Here is a 19,448-nt window from a genome sequence, read left to right as displayed (position 1 = left end):
GGACTTACAATTTTTGCTACAATCGCTCCATTATTTAAGCGATCGAAACATCCTCGTATCAATATCCTTCCCCTATTCAAAAAGACCTTATCATAAGCATATTTCAACATGAAATTGCTATGACAAGGTCTTCTCAGAAACTCATATAATCATTTTATATAATAATAAGATAAAACGTTTTTTATTTCTTAAATAATCTCTTTCTAAATACAAACATACTTAGTGCTGAAAGAACAAGTGCTAATCCAGAAAATAAAGTCGATGTGTTAGCTTGACCACCAGTTGCTGCTAAAGACTTCTTATTTTCCTCTTGCTTATTAGCATGTTGTTTATTTGAATCTTTTTCTTTCGCACTCTCTTGTCCTACGATTGTCACTGGCCCAACTTGATTATCCTCTTTTGTCTCTTGATCCAAACCAGTTGCTGATTCTTTTACCTCTTCTTTCGGCCCTTCAACTTCTGTTGCTGATTCTTTCACTTCTTCTTTCAGCCCTTCAACTTTTGTTGCTGGTTCTTTCACTTCTTTTTTCGCTTCTTCAACTTCTGTTGTTGGTTCTTTTACTTCTTCTTTCGTTTCTTCAACTTCTTTTGGTGTTTCTTTTACTTCTTCTTTTTGCCCTTCAACTTCTGTTGCTGGTTCTTTCACTTCTTCTTTTTGCCCTTCAACTTCTGTTGCTGGTTCTTTCACTTCTTCTTTTTGCCCTTCAACTTCTGTTGCTGGTTCTTTTACTTCTTCTTTTGATCCTTCAATTTCTTTTGTTGGTTCTTTTACTTCTTCTTTTGATCCTTCAATTTCTTTTGTTGGTTCTTTTACTTCTTCCTTCGTTTCTTCAACTTCTTTTGTTGGCTCTTTTACTTCTTCTTCCGTTTCTTCAACTTCTTTTGTTGGCTCTTTCACTTCTTCTTTTGATTCTTCAACTTCTTTTGTTGGTTCTTTCACTTCTTCTTTGGGTTCTTCAACTTCTTCTTTTTCAACTATATTCTGGATAACTGTTCCGTTAAATCTTATACTAATTTCATCAGAATCTAATTCAAATTTATATACCTTTTCGCCTGGAGTACTCCATTTTATTACTCCGTTATTAAGCGTTCCACCCTCACTTGTCAGTTTTATATTTTCAATGATTTCTCCTTCTAAATCATATACAGGAACTTGAATTTCTTCATTTACTTTTGCATCATTTAAAACGATATTTTGTCTTCCGACATCAATTGTAAACCACTGACCTAATTGTATTAACGGCCTTATATCACGAATCTCATTTCCAGCTAATTTTAAACTAAGTAAGTCTAACATTGAGCCAAGAACCGATACATCTTTTATACGATTGTCTGCAAGATTTAACCACTGTAGATTTTTCAATGAAGATAACGGTGTTATATCTTCAATTTGATTATGAGATACATTCATAGCGTTCAATTGTTTTAAGTTTGAGATAAACTCAATATTTTTCAAGCCTACTCCTTCTAAAGTGAGGTTTTCTAAGTTCGTCATGTACTCTAAACCTGTTACATCTTTTATCTCTTTTCCTTTTTCTTTAAGTATCTCTAATTCTTTAATCTGTAATAAATCTTCTTTTGTTATAGGGGCATTGAGATTCTCTCTACCTAAATTTTCTTTATTAATATGTTGTTGTAGAGTTTTATCAAGAATTACATTTTTACTGTCTTTTTGTTTTTCAACTATATTCTGTATAACCATCCCATTAAATCTTATTTTACTTTCAGCAGAATTCGTATCTAGTTTAAATTCATATATTTTTTCTCCAGGACTATTCCATTTTATAAATCCGTTATTCAGAGTAGCACCCTCATTTTTCAAATTAATATTTTGAAGTGGTTCTCCTTTAAGATTGTATATTGGAATTTTTATTTCCTCATCTACACTTGCTTCATCTAAAAAGATTTTTTGTCTTTGAATATCGATGTACATTCTTTTTCCTAATTCTTGAACAGGTCTAACATCACGAATTTCATTCGAGCCCAGCTTTAAATCATATAAACCTGTTAATTGACTAAGTGGCGTTATATCTGAAATATAGTTTTCCTCTAAATTAAGTGATTGTACAGTAGATAATCTTAATAAAGGTTCGATGTTTTTTAATTCATTTTTAGAAAGGTCTAACTCCACTAACTTTTTCATTGAGGTAATATGCTCGATATTAGTAAGTCCATTGTTACTTAAAGATAAATTTTTTACATTTTTCAATTGCTCAATCCCAGCAAGATTAGCATTACTAATTTGATTATTTGCCAAAGTTAGAGTCCTTAAAGAAGTTACTGTAAACAGTGGTGTTATATCTTTTATATAATTACTATTTAAATCTAACATTTTAATCTTCTTCATTTGGCTCAATGGGCTTAAATCTGAAATTTTATTGTTTCTTAAACTTAAATTCTCAATATGCTCTAACTCATCCAAAGGTCCAATATCTTCAATTTCACCATAGGTTATACTTAATGATTTTAATTGTCTCAACTTCGAGATAAACTGTGTATTTTCTAACTTAACTTCTTCCAACGTTAAGTTTTCTAAGTTCGTCATATATTCTAGACCGCTTACGTCTTGTATTCCTTTATTTTTTGCCTCAACAACTATTAAAGATTTAACTTTTAATAAATCTTCCTTAGTTATTGGAGTATTTAGATTCTCTCTATTTAAATTATATTTATTAATATGCATTTGTAATTGCTTATCTAATATTACATTCGCACCTTCATCTTGTTGTTCCACTTTATCCTCTTTATTTTCCTTTTGTTCTTCTGGAACATTGTTTTCTAAATTTAATGTATTTACTTCAAACTGCACTTGATACTTATTATCATAGGCCATTGTCGGAATATAAATGTGCATCTGCATATTGTATCTTTTCCCTAATTCTCCAACTTCAAATTGAATCACTTTCGTCCCATTTTTCTTTTTATCCTCAGATATTACTTTCACATCATGAAACACACCAGGAGTATGAATATCCTCTGTTTTCAAGTATTGAAAGAAATCACTATCACTTAACGTTGCCGTTATAATTTTCTTTCCATTCTCAATTGTTAAATTCGGATCCTTTATATAAACAGCTGCCATGGACTCTTCATTTGTTTTATCTTTATACGCTTTAATAACAGCATCATATGTACCATCTTCTAAAGCATGTCCAGCTTTATTCGCCTCAATTGCTACTGCTGCTAAAGCAGGTGTTGAATACACAGCAAACGGGAGTGATAACGCCGCCGCTATAATCATTGCATTTATACGTTTTCTTTTATTTTTTTTCAACTTTACATCTCCTCCAAAATATATAAATCAAAATGTAATCATTTCTCGAATAAATGATAATGATTTTCATTTTCATTGTCAACTAACAATATAAATATTTCGCAAAAACTTCACAAAAAAATAATCCCTTTAAAAGGGATTATGCCATCTTTTCACCCGATTCTTCTTTAAAGAAGCTTTTCATCGCATGGAATACATCTGCTTTTTGCTTTAAAATATAATATCTGAAATTCTCATCTTTAATATTTTTATAAGCTGACATTAGCGTACTATGGCGGTTGTACTGATTCACTTCCCCATATCCAAACATATTACATTTTTTCATCAACTCTTCCACAAGCTTTACACATCTCGCATTATCCGAAGTTAAATTATCACCATCTGAAAAGTGGAATGGATAAATATTATAGCGGTCTGGCGAATATTTATTATCGATTAACTCAAGTGCTTTTTTGTATACAGAAGAACATATTGTTCCCCCACTTTCTCCTTTTGAGAAAAACTCTTCTTCTGTAACGACTTTCGCTTCTGTATGATGAGCAATAAATTCAATATCAACTGTTTCATATTTTGTACGTAAAAATCTCGTCATCCAGAAAAAGAAGCTACGTGCCATATACTTCTCCCATATTCCCATCGATCCACTCGTATCCATCATCGCTAATACAACAGCCTTTGAATCTGGCTTTAACACTTCATTCCAAGTACGGAACTTTAAATCTTCTTGGTGAATTGGATGGAAGGATGCTTTACCACGCATCGCATTTCGTTTATACGCTGATATCATCGTTCGTTTCTTATCAATATTTCCCCACAATCCTGTTTTTCTAATGTCATTAAATTCAATATGTTCAATCCGATTTTCATCCATTTCTTTTCTCTTTAAATTAGGTAACTCTAATTCTTTGAAAAACGCTTGCTCCAATTCTAAAATTGAGACTTCTGCTTCATAATAATCTTCCCCAGCTGCATCTCCTGCACCTTGCCCTTTTCCTGGGCCTTTTTGTTTTTGACCACCTGATCCATCTCTCGCAACGACATCACCAACTTTGCTGTCACCGTTTCCTTGCCCGACATGTTTATTTTTATCATAATTATATCTAATCTTATATTCATCTAAAGAACGAATCGGTATTTTCACAACATCCTTGCCATTAGACATAACAATACTTTCTTCTGTTACAAGATCGGGTAAATTATTCTTAATTGCCTCCTGCACTTTTTCTTGATGGCGTTGTTGGTCGTCATATCCTTTGCGATGGAGGGACCAGTTTTCCTGTGAAATTGTATAATTTGGTTGGTTTTCTTCGCCCATTCCTTTCCCTCCTTACTGTAATTGTCTTCCTCTATGAACAGCAATCTATAAATTTTGTTCTGTAATATGCCAAACTAGAATATTTGAAAGGTAACTGCCCATTGAAAATCATCCCATAAACATATATAGCGTTTTTCATACAATACTCCGAGCACCCTAAACAAAATTTTGCCACTCACATAATAGAAAGAAACATTCAGCCGTTGATAAGAAAGAAACACAATGCACTGTTGCACACATTTTCGTATTGCAACATATTGTATTGTGTTGGCTTTTTTCGTATGAATGGTTGGTTACTCTATCATATGCATATTGTAAAAATAATTGACAATAAATTCATAAAATCGCATCTTAATTTATTATATTTGGACAAGCTATGACACTTTTTACAAGTATCAATAGATAACAAAACGCCGTCCCAAGAACAAGAGACAGCGTTTTGTTATCAAACTATCGATTTAACAAACTACCTACATAGCGTAATAATTCATTCGCAGATGAAGAATTATATCCATGCTCATCAATTAAGCGTGCAACAACATCATTGATTTTCTTAAGCTGATTTTCGTCTGGCGTTTTCGTTGATGTTGTAATTTTCACTATATCTTTTAAATCAGCAAATAGTTTTTTCTGAATCGCTTCACGAAGACGTTCATGTGAATTATAATCAAAGCGCTTTCCTTTACGGGCATAAGCAGAAATTCGAATTAAAATTTCTTCACGGAATGCTTTCTTAGCATTTTCTGAAATTCCAATTTGCTCTTCAATCGAACGCATAAGTTTTTCATCCGGGCTCATTTCCTCTCCCGTTAACGGATCACGTAATTTTGATTTATTACAATACGCTTCAACGTTATCTAAGTAGTTATCCATGAGTGTCTTAGCTGATTCCTCGTATGAATAAACAAACGCTTTTTGTACTTCTTTCTTAGCAATTTCATCGTACTCTTTTCTCGCTAATGAGATGAAATTCATATAACGCTCTCGGTCTTCATTACTAATCGATGGATGCTGATCCAATCCATCTTTTAACGATCTAAGTACATCTAGTGCGTTAATAGATGGTACCTCTTTTCGAATAATTGTAGAAGAGATTCGGTTAATAACATAACGAGGATCAATACCCTTCATACCTTCATCTTGATATTCGCGTTGCAATTCTTCTACATCAATCGCATTATAACCTTCTACCGTTTCTCCATCATATAAACGCATCTTCTTAATTAAATCAATATCCGGACGCTTCGGATCTTTTAAACGAGTTAAAATAGTGAACATTGCTGCAACACGAAGTGTATGCGGTGCAATATGAACATTGGACACGTCACTTTCACGAATCATTTTCTCATAAATATGTTCTTCTTCACTAACTCGTAAATTGTATGGTACTGGCATTACAATAATCCTTGAATGCAATGCTTCATTTTTCTTATTCGCTATAAATGAGCGATACTCTGTTTCATTCGTATGAGCTACAATTAATTCATCTGCTGAAATAAGCGCAAATCTTCCTGCTTTGAAATTCCCTTCTTGTGTAAGCGATAATAAATGCCATAAAAATTTCTCATCACATTTTAACATCTCTTGGAATTCCATCATACCGCGGTTCGCCTTATTTAATTCTCCATCAAATCGATACGCACGTGGATCTGATTCTGAACCATATTCTGCAATTGTTGAAAAATCTAGACTACCTGTTAAATCGGCAATATCTTGTGATTTTGGATCTGACGGACTAAATGTACCAATCCCTGTACGGCGATCTTCAGAGAAGAAAATACGCTCTACAACTACATCCTCAATTCTTGATCCATATTCTTGCTCTAAACGCATCACATTTAATGGTGATAAATTCCCTTCAATTCTTACTCCATACTCATCAAAGAAGTCATCACGTAAATGGTGCGGAATTAAATGCAATGGATCTTCATGCATTGGGCAGCCTTTAATCGCAAAAATAGCTCCACGATCTGTACGTGAATATGTTTCTAATCCTCGTTTCAACATCGTAACTAAAGTTGATTTACCACCACTAACAGGACCCATTAATAATAAAATACGTTTTCTAACATCTAATCGTTTTGCAGATGGATGAAAATATTCTTCTACAAGGCGTTCTAATGCATCCTCTAATCCAAACAGCTGATTACTAAAGAAATTATATTTCCTTCTACCATCAACTTCTTCAATTCCGGCATCTTTTATCATATTGTAAATGCGAGAGTGTGCTGTTTGAGCCACCCATGGTCTTTCTTTCACAAGCTCCAAATACTCCGCAAACGTACCTTCCCATTGTAAACGTTCTTCTGCTGCTCGATGCTGTTCAATCTTTTTTAGAATATCCATTATAGCTCCTCCCCCATCTCCTTGTTCAATCGGATTATTATAAAAGGTATGCTAGGATGTCCTTAAACATTCTTTAAATCAAAACGAAATATATAATAGCTCTATAAAATTCTCTCCAAAATTCAAAGAAAATTCTGTATAATAAGGGTATTAACGTTTTCATGCTACTATTCATTGTAAATAAATTCTTTTCTTCTAGGAACCTTACATACATTTCGATTCACAAATAGGATTCGTAAACCGAAAAAGTAAGGAGGAAATTAGTATGAAGTTATTATTAATTTTAGGTGTATCACTCACATTTCTTACAGCTATTTTCACATCTGGTTATAACGATAAACCAGGTACACATAAAAAGTGATGTGCTTTTTAGCACATCACTTTTTTTCTTGTTTTTATAAACTATTTAAAATAAATATTTTCCACATCGCATATCGATAAAGGACGATTATAAAAATAACCTTGTACGAGTTTCACATTCTTTTCCTTTAAAAATTGTATTTGTTCCGCTTTTTCTACTCCTTCTGCAATTACATTTAATCCTAGAGTATGTGCTAAATGAATAATTGCAGCCGTAATATTCGTATCTCTTTCATCTATATGTATACCTTCCATAAAAGAACGATCAATTTTTAACGTATCAATCGGATATGTTTTTAAATAACTTAAAGATGAATATCCCGTTCCAAAGTCATCTAAATGAATCTTTAAATTTTGTTCTTTTAACTGCAATAGCACTCTTTTCGATACATCTTTATGTATAAGAGCCCCTTCTGTAACTTCTATTGCTAATAAATGAGGGGGTACATTGTACTTGTTTAAAGCGCGTGTAATCATCTCTATCAATGTAATAGAACGAAAATGTCTAGCTGAAATATTAACTGCAATTGGTACAACTTCATATCCTTTATTTAACCATTCACGTATTTGTTTACACACTTGATGTACTACCCATTCATCAAGTTTAATAATAAATCCTGTTCTTTCAGCAAGTGGGATAAATTGATTTGGCGAGACCAATCCTAGCTCCTTATTCTCCCACCTTATTAATGCTTCCATACTGGATATCTTTCCCGTTTCAATATTAATTTGAGGTTGATAATATAGGAAAAATTCATCTTTCTCTATAGCACGATGTAACTGATTTTCTATTATAAACCTTTGTTCACGTTCACAATCTAATCCACTACAATAGAAATGATAATACCCTTTTCCTTTTTCCTTGGCTTTTTCCAAAGCTGAGTCGACTCTTTGGAAAAGTATTTTTTCATCCATTCCATCTTCTGGGGCCATTACAATCCCAATTGATGCACTCAAATAAACATCCTCTTCTTCTAGTACAAAATGCCCACTAATTTTTTTTAGTATTGTTTGTGCAACTTCCTCTACGCATTCTCTCGTTATATTTTCTATTAACATAACAAATTGATCATCATGTTCTCTAAATAAATGCATATCTTCTATTTTTACGTCCCGTAAGCATTCAGTAACTTTTTTTAAGACTTGATCTCCTTCTTTATGACCAAATGTATCATTAATAAGGTGAAATTCATCCAAATCTATAAAAACCAATGCGAATTTTTTATTCTCAGCTAAAAATTCATTTAGTTTATTTGTACATGATATTCTATTCATTAACCCCGTTAACTGATCGAAGTAAGCCAAATATTCTGTTTTCATCTCATTTAATACTTGCCTTGTAACATCCCTCGTAACTATGTACACCCCGACGATTTCACTATTCACAATAATGGGGATTGTCCTAACGGAAATATAAAGTTCATATCCTTCTTTATGAATATATTTCTTTGCAACAATTTGTTTTGCTCTTCCCTGTAAAGCCTCCTTAAATATAGTTTGAAAAGCTTGTTCATATTCCTTATTTATAAACTGAAAAACAAATTGATTACTTAGTTCTTCATATCGATATCCAAATATTTCATATGTTGCTGGATTTGCATATGTAATTCTACCAATAGAATTTACAGATACAATGGAGTCATTATTATATTCTAATAATGACTTAAATAACATTTGTTTTTCTTCTATTTCCACTTTTTCCTTAACCTGTGCTGTAATATCCCTAGTAATACAAATAATAAACTGACATATTCCATTTACATCACATACTGGATTAAGTAAAGATTCATAATGTATATTACCAGTTGGCAAACTAATTACATCACAAAATGTATTTGCTCTCGCTTCTCTCATTACTTTTGCATATTGCCTTTGTAATACCCTTGCCGTATCTTCTGGTAATACTTCTGCAAAAGTTTTCCCATAACATTCTGTTCCTAGCCTGGCATGATCCATCCCTATTTTATTTACATAAATATATTTAAAAGTTTCATCATCAATAACTTTCACAATAAAAACTAAATCTTGAATAGCATGTAGCAGTCCCTGTCTTACTAAATCCATATCTATCATACTTAAAAAGGTATTTTGATTATTATATTGTTCCTTCATATTTATCTCAACCCGTCTTATCTATTTTTATTCATATACCTCATTCTATATGAATATGTACCTTTTTTAAAATGTATGATTACATATTTTCTAAAAAAAATAAAAAAGTCGCCAAATGGCGACTTTTAATAAACGATTTCTAAATCTAATCCTGGATAATTTTGTTGACGGAACGCTTCATAAATTAAAATTGCTGCTGTATTAGATAAATTTAATGAACGTACTTTATCCGTCATTGGAATACGTAAACAATGATCGAAGTTTTCTTCAATTACATTAGCTGGTAATCCATTTGTTTCTCTTCCAAACACGAAATAGTAATCCTTCTCACGTTTGCTATAATCAAATGCTGTATGAGCTTTCTCGCCATACTTTGTTAAATAGAAGAATTCACCATCTTTATTTTTCTCATAAAATTCTTCGATTGAATCATAATACGTAACTTTTACGTGCTGCCAATAATCTAATCCTGCACGCTTTAACATTTTGTCATCCGTTGAAAATCCAAGCGGTCTAATCAAATGTAATTCTGTTCCAGTTGCTGCACAAGTACGTGCAATATTTCCTGTATTTGCTGGAATTTCTGGTTGATATAAAACAACATGTACTCCCACGCGATATTCACCTCTATTTTTTGTCTACTACGTATTATACCACTTGAATGAAAAATCTCTACCCATTAATGATATGAAAGAATTTATATTTCATTTGCGGTGTATATTTACTAGAGTCTTCATAATTCCAATAACGCCGACGGCTATTCGCTGAATGTGCATTTACAAGCGGCATACCATCTGCGTCTTTTGCTACTACAATTGTCGTATGATTCCACCTACCATCATCCTCAAAATCATACGCAATTACATCGCCAAGAATTAGGTCTTCTGGCTTTTCTACCGCTTCTGCCCGAAGCCCTGTTGTAGCACCTGACAAATACCAATAAAAAGAGTGTGCTACAGCCCAGCTCCAACTCCATTGGTTTCCCCTTTGCCACCACCCTTTACGAATATTAGGATGTCCGTTCATTGGCACTTCTCCAGTGTGCAGACATTGTGAAATGAAATTTGTACAATTATCAGGGAAATTACGGTATGCAGGATTGCGATCATCCCACCAACGCTCTGCATATTTCACTGCCTCTAAACGATTATATTGATATGAACCGTATTTTTCTTTCGTGACTTCTCGTTCTAACTTTTCACCTATCCCTATTTCTTCTGACACCTCAAGAGCATAATCATCTATTATACGACTATTTTTTAAACAAACTCGCCGTTTTAATTGTTCCTCTTCGATATAAAATAATTCTTTATGCTTAATTAAATATTTCAAGTGTACTTGATAATCAATTTCTTGATGCTCACTACTATTTAATTGTCTAATGAAAGAAATATCCGCAGTTGCTTTCACTATATCTGCACTACGTTTTTGAAACAATTGTTTCTTTCTCTGTACCATTCGTAATAAATCTTCAGCAATACCATCCACATCAGTTCGTTTCTCTGTGATATATGCTAAAAACTGTTGTACTTGCTTTTCAATATTCGCTTTTACAATCATTTCGTCTCCCTCCCATATTACAATATGAAAAAGGGAAATATTATCTACTCTTTTTTCTGCGCTAACAATTCAAGTCCACGATTCATTTCATGAAGAGCCTCTTCATCTTTCTCACGTTCCATCGCTTTTTCAATTGCTTCGCCTACTCCATCTCCGCCAATTTTCCCAAGTGCCCATGCTGCTGTTCCGCGAAGTACTGGCCTTGGGTCATCTTTCATAACACCGATTAAATCAGGAATTGCTGCTGTTTCTTTAAAATGTGCAAGTGCTAAAATAGCATTTCGTTGCAATGGCTTTTTACCTCTCCATGAACCAGACATAATTCCATACTTCTCTTTAAAATCACGATTACTAATTGTTAAAAGTGGTGTTAATAACGGTTTAACTAACTCAGGGTCAGGCTCCATTTCAGGATGATTGTGGAAATCCATTCCTTTATTTTTTGGACAAACCGTCTGACATGTATCACATCCATATATACGGTTTCCTATTTTATCGCGATATTCTTCAGGCAGAAACCCTTTTGTCTGTGTTAAAAATGCGATACATTTCTTCGAGTCTAACTGTCCTCCCTGTACTAAAGCACCTGTAGGACAAATATCAATACATTTCGTACAACTTCCACATTGATCTTCTATTGGCTGATCCGGAGGGAATGGGATGTTCGTAATCATTTCTCCTAAGTATACATACGAACCAAATTCCGGCGTAATAATAGCGCAGTTCTTACCACTCCATCCAATACCGGCACGCTCTGATACAGCTCGATCACTTAGTTCACCTGTATCGACCATTGATTTCACTTCTATATCCGGAAGTTTCTCGATTAAATACGCCTCTAACTTTTGCAAACGATCTCGTAAAACGAGATGATAATCTTGTCCCCACGAAGCACGACAAAAAATCCCTCGGCGCTCTCCACGCTTACTTAATGGTGCATTTTTTAATTTTGAAGGGTACGCTAAAGCAATCGCAATGATTGATTTTGCACCAGGTAGTAAAAGCTGTGGATTCGTTCTCTTCTCTATATCAGGCTCTTCGAATCCAGACTGATAATTTAATTGTTGCTGCTGGATTAATCGTTGCTTTAATTCCTCAAATGGTGATGCACTAGCAAACCCTATTTTATCTATACCAATCGTTTTACTATACGCAATTACTTCTTGCTTTAATTGTTCAAAATCCATTCTTTATCGCCTCCTCCGATGAATCCATCCCTTATGTAACGACTATATTGGTTAGTAATTCACTTTTGGAATACTATTCTTTACTTCTATTTTCGCATACAATTACGCTTTTCAAACATTAAAAAACGCAATGCCTCGTTTATCTTAGAAACGAAACACTGCGTTGATCACAATTTATTAGAAAAACATTAAATAAAATTTGGAGCGGGTGAAGAGAATCGAACTCTCGACCAGAGCTTGGAAGGCTCTTGTTTTACCACTAAACTACACCCGCAAATATGAAATAAATATAAGATATTAAAATAACTTATGTAAAGTAGTATAGCATGTAAAAAAATACGAAGCAAGAATTTTATCGAAAAAAGTCGAAAAAGTGATGAGATAACTCATCACTTTTTCAATTCTTTATCAATTGCCTTCTTCATACTATCGAAATCAGGGTTTGCAAGATTTCCATTTACATATACTGAAGGAGCACCTTGAACTTTTAATTTTTGAGCACGATCTGAATCTTTACGTACTTTGTCTTTCATTTCTTTACTGTGTAAATCTTTTTTAAACTGTTCTACATTAATTTTCGGAAGCTTTTCTTTCACAATATTAAGAAGTAATTCTTCTGTAATCCATTCTTCCGTATCTTTCTTTTGATTTTGATAAATCTCATCATAGAAAATCCAGAATGAATCTTGATCTTGTTTATAAATCGCTTCACCAGCGGCTGCACCTAAATCAGAGTCTTTTCCGATAAACGGGAAGTTAATAAAATATAACTGCACTTTACCTTTATCAATATACTCTTCTTTTAATCGTGGTAATGCTGTTACATCCCAAGTACGACAAGCTGGACATTTAAAGTCTCCAAACTCAACTACCTTAACTGGGGCATCATCTTTCCCTAGAGATTGTTGCGTAGAATAAGCAAACATCTCATTCCCTTTATCTTTCTTGTCATTTATGATGCTATACGCAATTGTTCCAATTACAATCAATACTGCGATAGAAAAAACTACACCAAGAACCATGAGTTTATTTGATTTCATATACATTCCTCTTTAAATTCATATTCTGTATACAGCATTGTACACAATACACATAATATCAACACTTATATACGTCACGCAATGAACACGCTCACATAAATTACAAAAACACAATAATTGTGACGATATTGTGTCACAATTTGTCACAATTTATTCAAAAAAAGAAGCTCCTCTGTAGGAACTTCTCTTAACTTACTGCTTTTTTACGCGCACTATTTAACATTGATTGCTCTATTTTTATATCATGACGAATTACTAGTTTCTCGCTAACTGCTTGCACATATTCATCATGATTTATATACCCTTCTTTCTCCATTAACCTTAAAACTACATTCCGTCTCTCAACTGCTTTATCATAATTTTGTGCAGGTGAGTAATAAGCCGGTGCTTTTACTACAGCAGCCATCATTGCACTTTCAGCCAGTGTTAATTGATTCACTTTTTTACCGAAGTAAAGGTTTGCTGCTTTTTCAATCCCCCATGCGCCTTCTCCGTAGTAAATATTACTTACATACAATTTTAATATCTCATCCTTTGTGAATGTACGTTCAATCTTTTTCGTATAAAAAATTTCTTTCCACTTCCGAGAAAATGTACGTTCATTAGATAAGAAAGCATTTTTAGATAACTGCTGTGTAATCGTGCTTCCTCCTTGCACAACACCACCAGCTTTTATATTCTCAATAGACGCCCTGATAATCGCTATATAGTCTAAACCGTTATGATGATAAAATCTTTTATCTTCTGTCGCAATAAATGCGTGTGTTAATGATTCTGGCACCTCTAAATTAGCAGGTACATGTAATTTACTAATATCACTTCGCTCAATCATTACATTTCCAACGAATAATAATGCAAAACTTAACAATAATAATAATATAATGGCTTTATAAAGAAATTTAGTTAATGGATTTAATGCAACTTTTTGATGATAGTTCACTCTAGATAATACTCGTTCTTTCATCTCGAACACCTCTTTTCCACACAGCATATATAACTCTTAACTTAAGAATACATTGTTGTAAAAGAATATCCCATCGATTTCTCTTACACGTACCTTACAACATTGTAAGGTGTAAAAATGTATTGTATCACAGTCCTTTTTTATCTACTATTCATATGAAATGTTGAATATACATTATTTATAGGCAGGCAGTAGGACTCTCCTTAATAATTAGTAACAGAAAAAGAATTAAGACCTCCATAACTATCTTCATAAAAAAGCTTAATTTAACTTTATTCTTTTATTATATCATTTATAAATTTATACTTTTAAACATCTAGCAATCTAAGTATATACGATATATCACTATTATACAGAACAAACGTTCCTAAAATCAATACTAGCTATCATACTGTCTCACTATTGGCTGACAATACAACTTCTCCCACTCATTAATAGCCCACACTTTATTATTGTGACCTTTTTCTGAAACAGTATACATAAAGAAAAGGTTAGCAATTTGAGGTGTCCTCAAATAACTAACCTAAACGTTACAATCTTCCTATAAGATTATATGGCTGCACTTCCCATGTTTCGTATGGAATGAACTGCGTTGCTTTCATCGCATCGAGTGTCCTTGATTTCATATGCGGACGCGTTATATACTCATCAATATTTTCTTCGTTTAAAGCAACAAATTTGGCTTCTTTTATTTCTTCAGGTTGAATTTTTATTTCACCACTAACATATGCTACTTTAAAGACAACAGCTAAAATATGCATAGAAGCGTTATAATACACTCCTGTAATTCCAATTGGCTTCACCGTTAAGCCCGTTTCCTCCATTATCTCTCTACAAACAGCTTGATCGAGGGCTTCTCCTTCTTCTACCTGGCCTCCAGGCATTTCCCACGTATCAGCTCGCCAGTGCACCTTTGTTAAAAGTACTTCATTCTTCTCATTTGTTAAATAACCTGATACAGCAACAATATGCTTTGGTGTTTTATGCTCCATAGAAATGCCTCCTAGAAATACAATTATTTCATGTACAATCTATAACCATATTCCCTACCTACAACAATACACCTTTAATAATTCATCATCTTAATTAACTTCACAAAAAAAAGACCCTATTCGTTAAACGAAAGGATCTTCTGTCTTATTATTCTCCTAAGTCTACGTTGTGGTAAACTTGCTGTACATCTTCTAAATCTTCTAATGCATCAACCATTTTTTCAAATTGTGCTTGAGCATCTTCAGGAAGTTCTACATCATTTTGTGCAAGCATTGTTAATTCTGCAACTGTAAATTCTTCAACACCAGCATCTTTAAGTGCAGATTGCACTGAATGGAATTGATCAGGTTCAGCATAAACGATAACAGAATCTTCTTCTTCTAGAATGTCACGTGCATCTACATCTGCTTCCATTAAAATTTCAAGAACTTCATCTGATGTTTTACCTTCAAGACCAATAACAGCTGTCGCATCAAACATGTAAGCTACAGAACCGTTTACGCCCATGTTACCACTGTTTTTGCTAAATGCAGCTCGTACATCTGCTGCAGTACGGTTTACGTTATTTGTCAGTGTATCTACAATTACCATAGATCCATTTGGTCCAAAGCCTTCATAACGAAGCTCGTCATAATTTTCTTCTGAACCGCCTTTTGCCTTTTCAATCGCACGATCAATAATTGTTCTTGGCACGTTGTATGTTTTCGCACGCTCTAATACGACTCTTAGTGTTTGATTTGATTCTGGATCTGGCTCACCTTGTTTTGCTGCCACATAAATTTCACGTCCAAATTTCGCGTATATACGGCTTGTATTTGCATCTTTTGATGCTTTTTTATCTTTAATATTGTTCCATTTACGGCCCATACTTTCCACTCTCTTTCCCGTTTTAAATCTACATAAAAATATTAATATAAAATATAATGTGTATTCAACACATTTTTAAAAGAAATATAAAAAGTTCATTTTTGATTCATATTACAGACATAATATAAATCACTATCATTTTGTTCTTTCGACAAGTTATATTATACATGAATTCCTAAGTTTATTACGAATTTTATAATCACATAGCATAATTTAACAAAAAAGACTCTAACATTTCTGTTAGAGTCTTTTTACATCGTCGATACCCCGTTGGTCGGGGTCGAACCGACACTCTCAAAGGAACACGATTTTGAGCCTTTTTAGGTGACATTTATATAGTTATATAGAGTGCTCCCCTTAAAATCCTTTATTTTAAAGCATTTTAAAAATTTTGAGCTTCTTTAAACATGATAAATTAAAATGAAACGGAGCCAAAATGGAATCACAATAAATAACTGATACTTTTTACTTTCATTTCTCCCTTGATTAAATTTATTATATTTCATTTATTACTTTATTTCTCGCTAAACAATAAGGAAAAGGGAAAAGTTACCATAACTTCCCCTGATTACTTCCTATTGCTGTATAATTAAAATAGGAAATTTTTTTTAGGAATTCAAAAATTTGAAAGAGGGATGGGGAGAGTTATTATGACACATTCAAATGAAAAAAAAGCACATGGTCTTAAAGGGATAGGAGAAAAACTAAACCCAACTATCTATCAAGTGAGATTCATGAAATTAGATGAACCAATTCAATTTGAGTCGTTTCCTGAATTAAAGGGATTAGGGGACTGGTTGAGTACTTCAACGCCAATGTGGTCGTGCCACTCAACTATGTACAAGTACAACAGAGAAGAGTTTGAAAAGAGGTTTTTAGAAATTACAAAATTAACAGTTGATAATGTGCTAATATCTACTGGTGGTGTCGGATTTAACTTCATGTCACCAGGATGGAGAGATTCTCTATAAAATGGAATTATATAAAGGGATAAAAATGAATGTTCATTTTTATCCCTTTAGTGTTTCACAGTCTGCTTCAACTGTATAACATGGGCTTTGATAGAGAAAAATTTTATACTTATCTTATTCATTTATAACTATTTCACCAACACACTAGCTCGTACATACTATTAGTGCCTATTTTGTAGTGCGATGAAAACATAAAAAGACTCTACACATTTGGTGTAGAGTCTTTTTATTACGCCGTTCATGATACCGATGGTCGGGGTCGAACCGACACTCCCGAAGGAACACGATTTTGAGTCGTGCGCGTCTGCCAATTCCGCCACATCGGCACAATAATAAAGGCGGCAACCGGATTTGAACCGGTGATAAAGGTTTTGCAGACCTCTGCCTTACCACTTGGCTATGCCGCCATATGAAATTTTAATGGAGCGGAAGACGGGATTCGAACCCGCGACCCCAACCTTGGCAAGGTTGTATTCTACCACTGAACTACTTCCGCAAAAATGGCTGGGCTAGCTGGATTCGAACCAGCGCATGACGGAGTCAAAGTCCGTTGCCTTACCGCTTGGCTATAGCCCATCGATTTCTTACTTAATTATATGTAAGTATCAATTAGATTATTTGTAATTTTTAAAATAAAAATGGGGCGACTGATGGGAATCGAACCCACGAATGCCGGAGCCACAATCCGGTGCGTTAACCACTTCGCCACAACCGCCATGTTGTGTAAATATATTTGGCAGGGGCAGTAGGAATCGAACCCACACTGGAGGTTTTGGAGACCTCAGTTCTACCTTTAAACTATGCCCCTATGTAAATGGTGGAGGGGGGCAGATTCGAACTGCCGAACCCGAAGGAGCGGATTTACAGTCCGCCGCGTTTAGCCACTTCGCTACCCCTCCGAAACTTACATGGTGCCGGCTAGAGGACTTGAACCCCCAACCTACTGATTACAAGTCAGTTGCTCTACCAATTGAGCTAAGCCGGCGTATTTTATTAAGATAAATGGTGGCTCGGGACGGAATCGAACCGCCGACACGAGGATTTTCAGTCCTCTGCTCTACCGACTGAGCTACCGAGCCTTATTAAAATGGCGGTCCCGACCGGGGTCGAACCGGCGATCTCCTGCGTGACAGGCAGGCATGTTAACCACTACACCACGGGACCATTTGGTTGCGGGGACAGGATTTGAACCTGCGACCTTCGGGTTATGAGCCCGACGAGCTACCGTGCTGCTCCACCCCGCGATAATACTATTCATATAAAATTTATATGGTGGAGGATGACGGGATCGAACCGCCGACCCCCTGCTTGTAAGGCAGGTGCTCTCCCAGCTGAGCTAATCCTCCAAAGTGGTGACCCGTACGGGATTCGAACCCGTGTTACCGCCGTGAAAGGGCGGTGTCTTAACCACTTGACCAACGGGCCAAATATTATAAATCCTTATGGCGGAGAGCAAGGGATTCGAACCCTTGATACGCTTGTGACGTATACACGATTTCCAATCGTGCTCCTTCGGCCAACTCGGACAGCTCTCCAATGGCTCCGCAGGTAGGAATCGAACCTACGACCGATCGGTTAACAGCCGATAGCTCTACCGCTGAGCTACTGCGGAATAATATTGCCTGGCAACGTCCTACTCTCACAGGGACAAGGTCCCAACTACCATCGGCGCTAGAGAGCTTAACTTCCGTGTTCGGTATGGGAACGGGTGTGACCTCTCTGCCATCATTACCAGACATTATTCTTTTGAGACAATCATTATTATAACTTATCCACTTTAAAAGTCAACAAGTTTTTTTATGTTCTCTCAAAACTAGATAACATTGCTACATATTATATGGTTAAGTCCTCGATCTATTAGTATTCGTCAGCTCCACATGTCACCATGCTTCCACCTCGAACCTATCAACCTGATCATCTTTCAGGGATCTTACTAGCTTACGCTATGGGAAATCTCATCTTGAGGGGGGCTTCATGCTTAGATGCTTTCAGCACTTATCCCTTCCGCACATAGCTACCCAGCTATGCCCTTGGCAGAACAACTGGTACACCAGCGGTGCGTCCATCCCGGTCCTCTCGTACTAAGGACAGCTCCTCTCAAATTTCCTACGCCCACGACGGATAGGGACCGAACTGTCTCACGACGTTCTGAACCCAGCTCGCGTACCGCTTTAATGGGCGAACAGCCCAACCCTTGGGACCGACTACAGCCCCAGGATGCGATGAGCCGACATCGAGGTGCCAAACCTCCCCGTCGATGTGGACTCTTGGGGGAGATAAGCCTGTTATCCCCGGGGTAGCTTTTATCCGTTGAGCGATGGCCCTTCCATGCGGAACCACCGGATCACTAAGCCCGACTTTCGTCCCTGCTCGACTTGTAGGTCTCGCAGTCAAGCTCCCTTATGCCTTTGCACTCTACGAATGATTTCCAACCATTCTGAGGGAACCTTTGGGCGCCT

12 protein-coding genes, 16 tRNA genes and 2 rRNA genes (1 of these 30 cut by a window edge) are annotated in these 19,448 nt (G+C 35.2%); 1 reads left to right on the top strand and 29 read right to left on the bottom strand.

Features of this window, described 5'->3' with window-relative positions:
• Positions 1-181: 181 nt before the first annotated feature.
• The 12 genes from LUS72_RS02840 to LUS72_RS02785 form a co-directional block, all read right to left on the bottom strand.
• Positions 182-3,274: an NEAT domain-containing protein gene (locus LUS72_RS02840; RefSeq protein ID WP_264448594.1), complete on the bottom strand. Its 3,093-nt coding sequence runs from the start codon at positions 3,272-3,274 to the stop codon at positions 182-184.
• A gap of 139 nt (positions 3,275-3,413) precedes the next feature.
• Positions 3,414-4,589, bottom strand: a complete 1,176-nt coding sequence (gene yhbH, locus LUS72_RS02835) for a sporulation protein YhbH (RefSeq protein WP_016089393.1) — start codon at positions 4,587-4,589, stop codon at positions 3,414-3,416.
• A gap of 450 nt (positions 4,590-5,039) precedes the next feature.
• A complete protein-coding gene (locus LUS72_RS02830; RefSeq protein ID WP_000353273.1) occupies positions 5,040-6,935 on the bottom strand; it encodes a PrkA family serine protein kinase in 1,896 nt (631 codons plus the stop codon).
• A gap of 402 nt (positions 6,936-7,337) precedes the next feature.
• Complete coding sequence (locus LUS72_RS02825; protein ID WP_097832523.1) at positions 7,338-9,407, bottom strand: sensor domain-containing protein; 2,070 nt, start codon at positions 9,405-9,407, stop codon at positions 7,338-7,340.
• A gap of 125 nt (positions 9,408-9,532) precedes the next feature.
• On the bottom strand, positions 9,533-10,021 hold the full coding sequence (gene trmL, locus LUS72_RS02820) for a tRNA (uridine(34)/cytosine(34)/5-carboxymethylaminomethyluridine(34)-2'-O)-methyltransferase TrmL (RefSeq protein WP_000538149.1): 489 nt from the start codon (positions 10,019-10,021) through the stop codon (positions 9,533-9,535).
• A 58-nt stretch (positions 10,022-10,079) separates the two neighbouring features.
• Positions 10,080-10,967: an amidase domain-containing protein gene (locus tag LUS72_RS02815; RefSeq protein WP_097832524.1), complete on the bottom strand. Its 888-nt coding sequence runs from the start codon at positions 10,965-10,967 to the stop codon at positions 10,080-10,082.
• 44 nt (positions 10,968-11,011) lie between these two features.
• The gene (gene queG, locus LUS72_RS02810) at positions 11,012-12,154 is read right to left on the bottom strand and encodes a tRNA epoxyqueuosine(34) reductase QueG (protein ID WP_097832525.1); all 1,143 of its coding nucleotides are present in this window, start codon (positions 12,152-12,154) and stop codon (positions 11,012-11,014) included.
• 200 nt (positions 12,155-12,354) lie between these two features.
• Positions 12,355-12,428: transfer RNA gene (locus LUS72_RS02805), tRNA-Gly, on the bottom strand.
• 115 nt (positions 12,429-12,543) lie between these two features.
• The gene (locus LUS72_RS02800; protein WP_071743853.1) at positions 12,544-13,194 is read right to left on the bottom strand and encodes a DsbA family protein; all 651 of its coding nucleotides are present in this window, start codon (positions 13,192-13,194) and stop codon (positions 12,544-12,546) included.
• 187 nt (positions 13,195-13,381) lie between these two features.
• A complete protein-coding gene (locus LUS72_RS02795) occupies positions 13,382-14,158 on the bottom strand; it encodes a transglycosylase domain-containing protein (RefSeq protein ID WP_097832526.1) in 777 nt (258 codons plus the stop codon).
• 530 nt (positions 14,159-14,688) lie between these two features.
• A complete protein-coding gene (locus tag LUS72_RS02790) occupies positions 14,689-15,150 on the bottom strand; it encodes an NUDIX hydrolase (RefSeq protein WP_097832527.1) in 462 nt (153 codons plus the stop codon).
• A gap of 148 nt (positions 15,151-15,298) precedes the next feature.
• Entirely contained in the window at positions 15,299-16,018 is a 720-nt protein-coding gene (locus LUS72_RS02785; RefSeq protein ID WP_071743856.1) for a YebC/PmpR family DNA-binding transcriptional regulator, read from the bottom strand.
• 650 nt (positions 16,019-16,668) lie between these two features.
• Here LUS72_RS02785 and LUS72_RS02780 point away from each other — a divergent pair.
• On the top strand, positions 16,669-16,989 hold the full coding sequence (locus LUS72_RS02780) for a DUF3884 family protein (RefSeq protein WP_097832528.1): 321 nt from the start codon (positions 16,669-16,671) through the stop codon (positions 16,987-16,989).
• A gap of 244 nt (positions 16,990-17,233) precedes the next feature.
• Here the strand turns inward: LUS72_RS02780 and LUS72_RS02775 are convergent.
• From LUS72_RS02775 to LUS72_RS02695, 17 genes are all read right to left on the bottom strand, one after another.
• A tRNA-Leu gene (locus LUS72_RS02775) sits at positions 17,234-17,315 on the bottom strand.
• Between the two features lie 10 nt (positions 17,316-17,325).
• A tRNA-Cys gene (locus tag LUS72_RS02770) sits at positions 17,326-17,396 on the bottom strand.
• A 14-nt stretch (positions 17,397-17,410) separates the two neighbouring features.
• Positions 17,411-17,485: transfer RNA gene (locus tag LUS72_RS02765), tRNA-Gly, on the bottom strand.
• Between the two features lie 5 nt (positions 17,486-17,490).
• Positions 17,491-17,565, bottom strand: a tRNA-Gln gene (locus LUS72_RS02760).
• 63 nt (positions 17,566-17,628) lie between these two features.
• Positions 17,629-17,704: transfer RNA gene (locus LUS72_RS02755), tRNA-His, on the bottom strand.
• Positions 17,705-17,723: 19 nt separating this feature from the next.
• Positions 17,724-17,797 (bottom strand) — tRNA-Trp (locus tag LUS72_RS02750).
• Positions 17,798-17,804: 7 nt separating this feature from the next.
• A tRNA-Tyr gene (locus LUS72_RS02745) sits at positions 17,805-17,888 on the bottom strand.
• 10 nt (positions 17,889-17,898) lie between these two features.
• Positions 17,899-17,974 (bottom strand) — tRNA-Thr (locus tag LUS72_RS02740).
• Positions 17,975-17,992: 18 nt separating this feature from the next.
• Positions 17,993-18,068: transfer RNA gene (locus LUS72_RS02735), tRNA-Phe, on the bottom strand.
• Positions 18,069-18,077: 9 nt separating this feature from the next.
• A tRNA-Asp gene (locus tag LUS72_RS02730) sits at positions 18,078-18,153 on the bottom strand.
• Between the two features lie 3 nt (positions 18,154-18,156).
• Positions 18,157-18,233, bottom strand: a tRNA-Met gene (locus LUS72_RS02725).
• Positions 18,234-18,259: 26 nt separating this feature from the next.
• Positions 18,260-18,335, bottom strand: a tRNA-Val gene (locus tag LUS72_RS02720).
• A gap of 4 nt (positions 18,336-18,339) precedes the next feature.
• Positions 18,340-18,414 (bottom strand) — tRNA-Glu (locus tag LUS72_RS02715).
• A gap of 18 nt (positions 18,415-18,432) precedes the next feature.
• Positions 18,433-18,524: transfer RNA gene (locus tag LUS72_RS02710), tRNA-Ser, on the bottom strand.
• A gap of 2 nt (positions 18,525-18,526) precedes the next feature.
• Positions 18,527-18,601 (bottom strand) — tRNA-Asn (locus tag LUS72_RS02705).
• Positions 18,602-18,609: 8 nt separating this feature from the next.
• A 5S ribosomal RNA gene (gene rrf / locus LUS72_RS02700) occupies positions 18,610-18,725 on the bottom strand.
• A 101-nt stretch (positions 18,726-18,826) separates the two neighbouring features.
• Positions 18,827-19,448: ribosomal RNA gene (locus tag LUS72_RS02695) — 23S ribosomal RNA — on the bottom strand; it runs 2,300 nt beyond the window's last position.

The organism is Bacillus cereus (genome assembly GCF_025917685.1).
Classification (GTDB): Bacteria; Bacillota; Bacilli; order Bacillales; family Bacillaceae_G; genus Bacillus_A; species Bacillus_A cereus_AT.
This window is presented reverse-complemented; position numbering and strand designations above follow the sequence as displayed.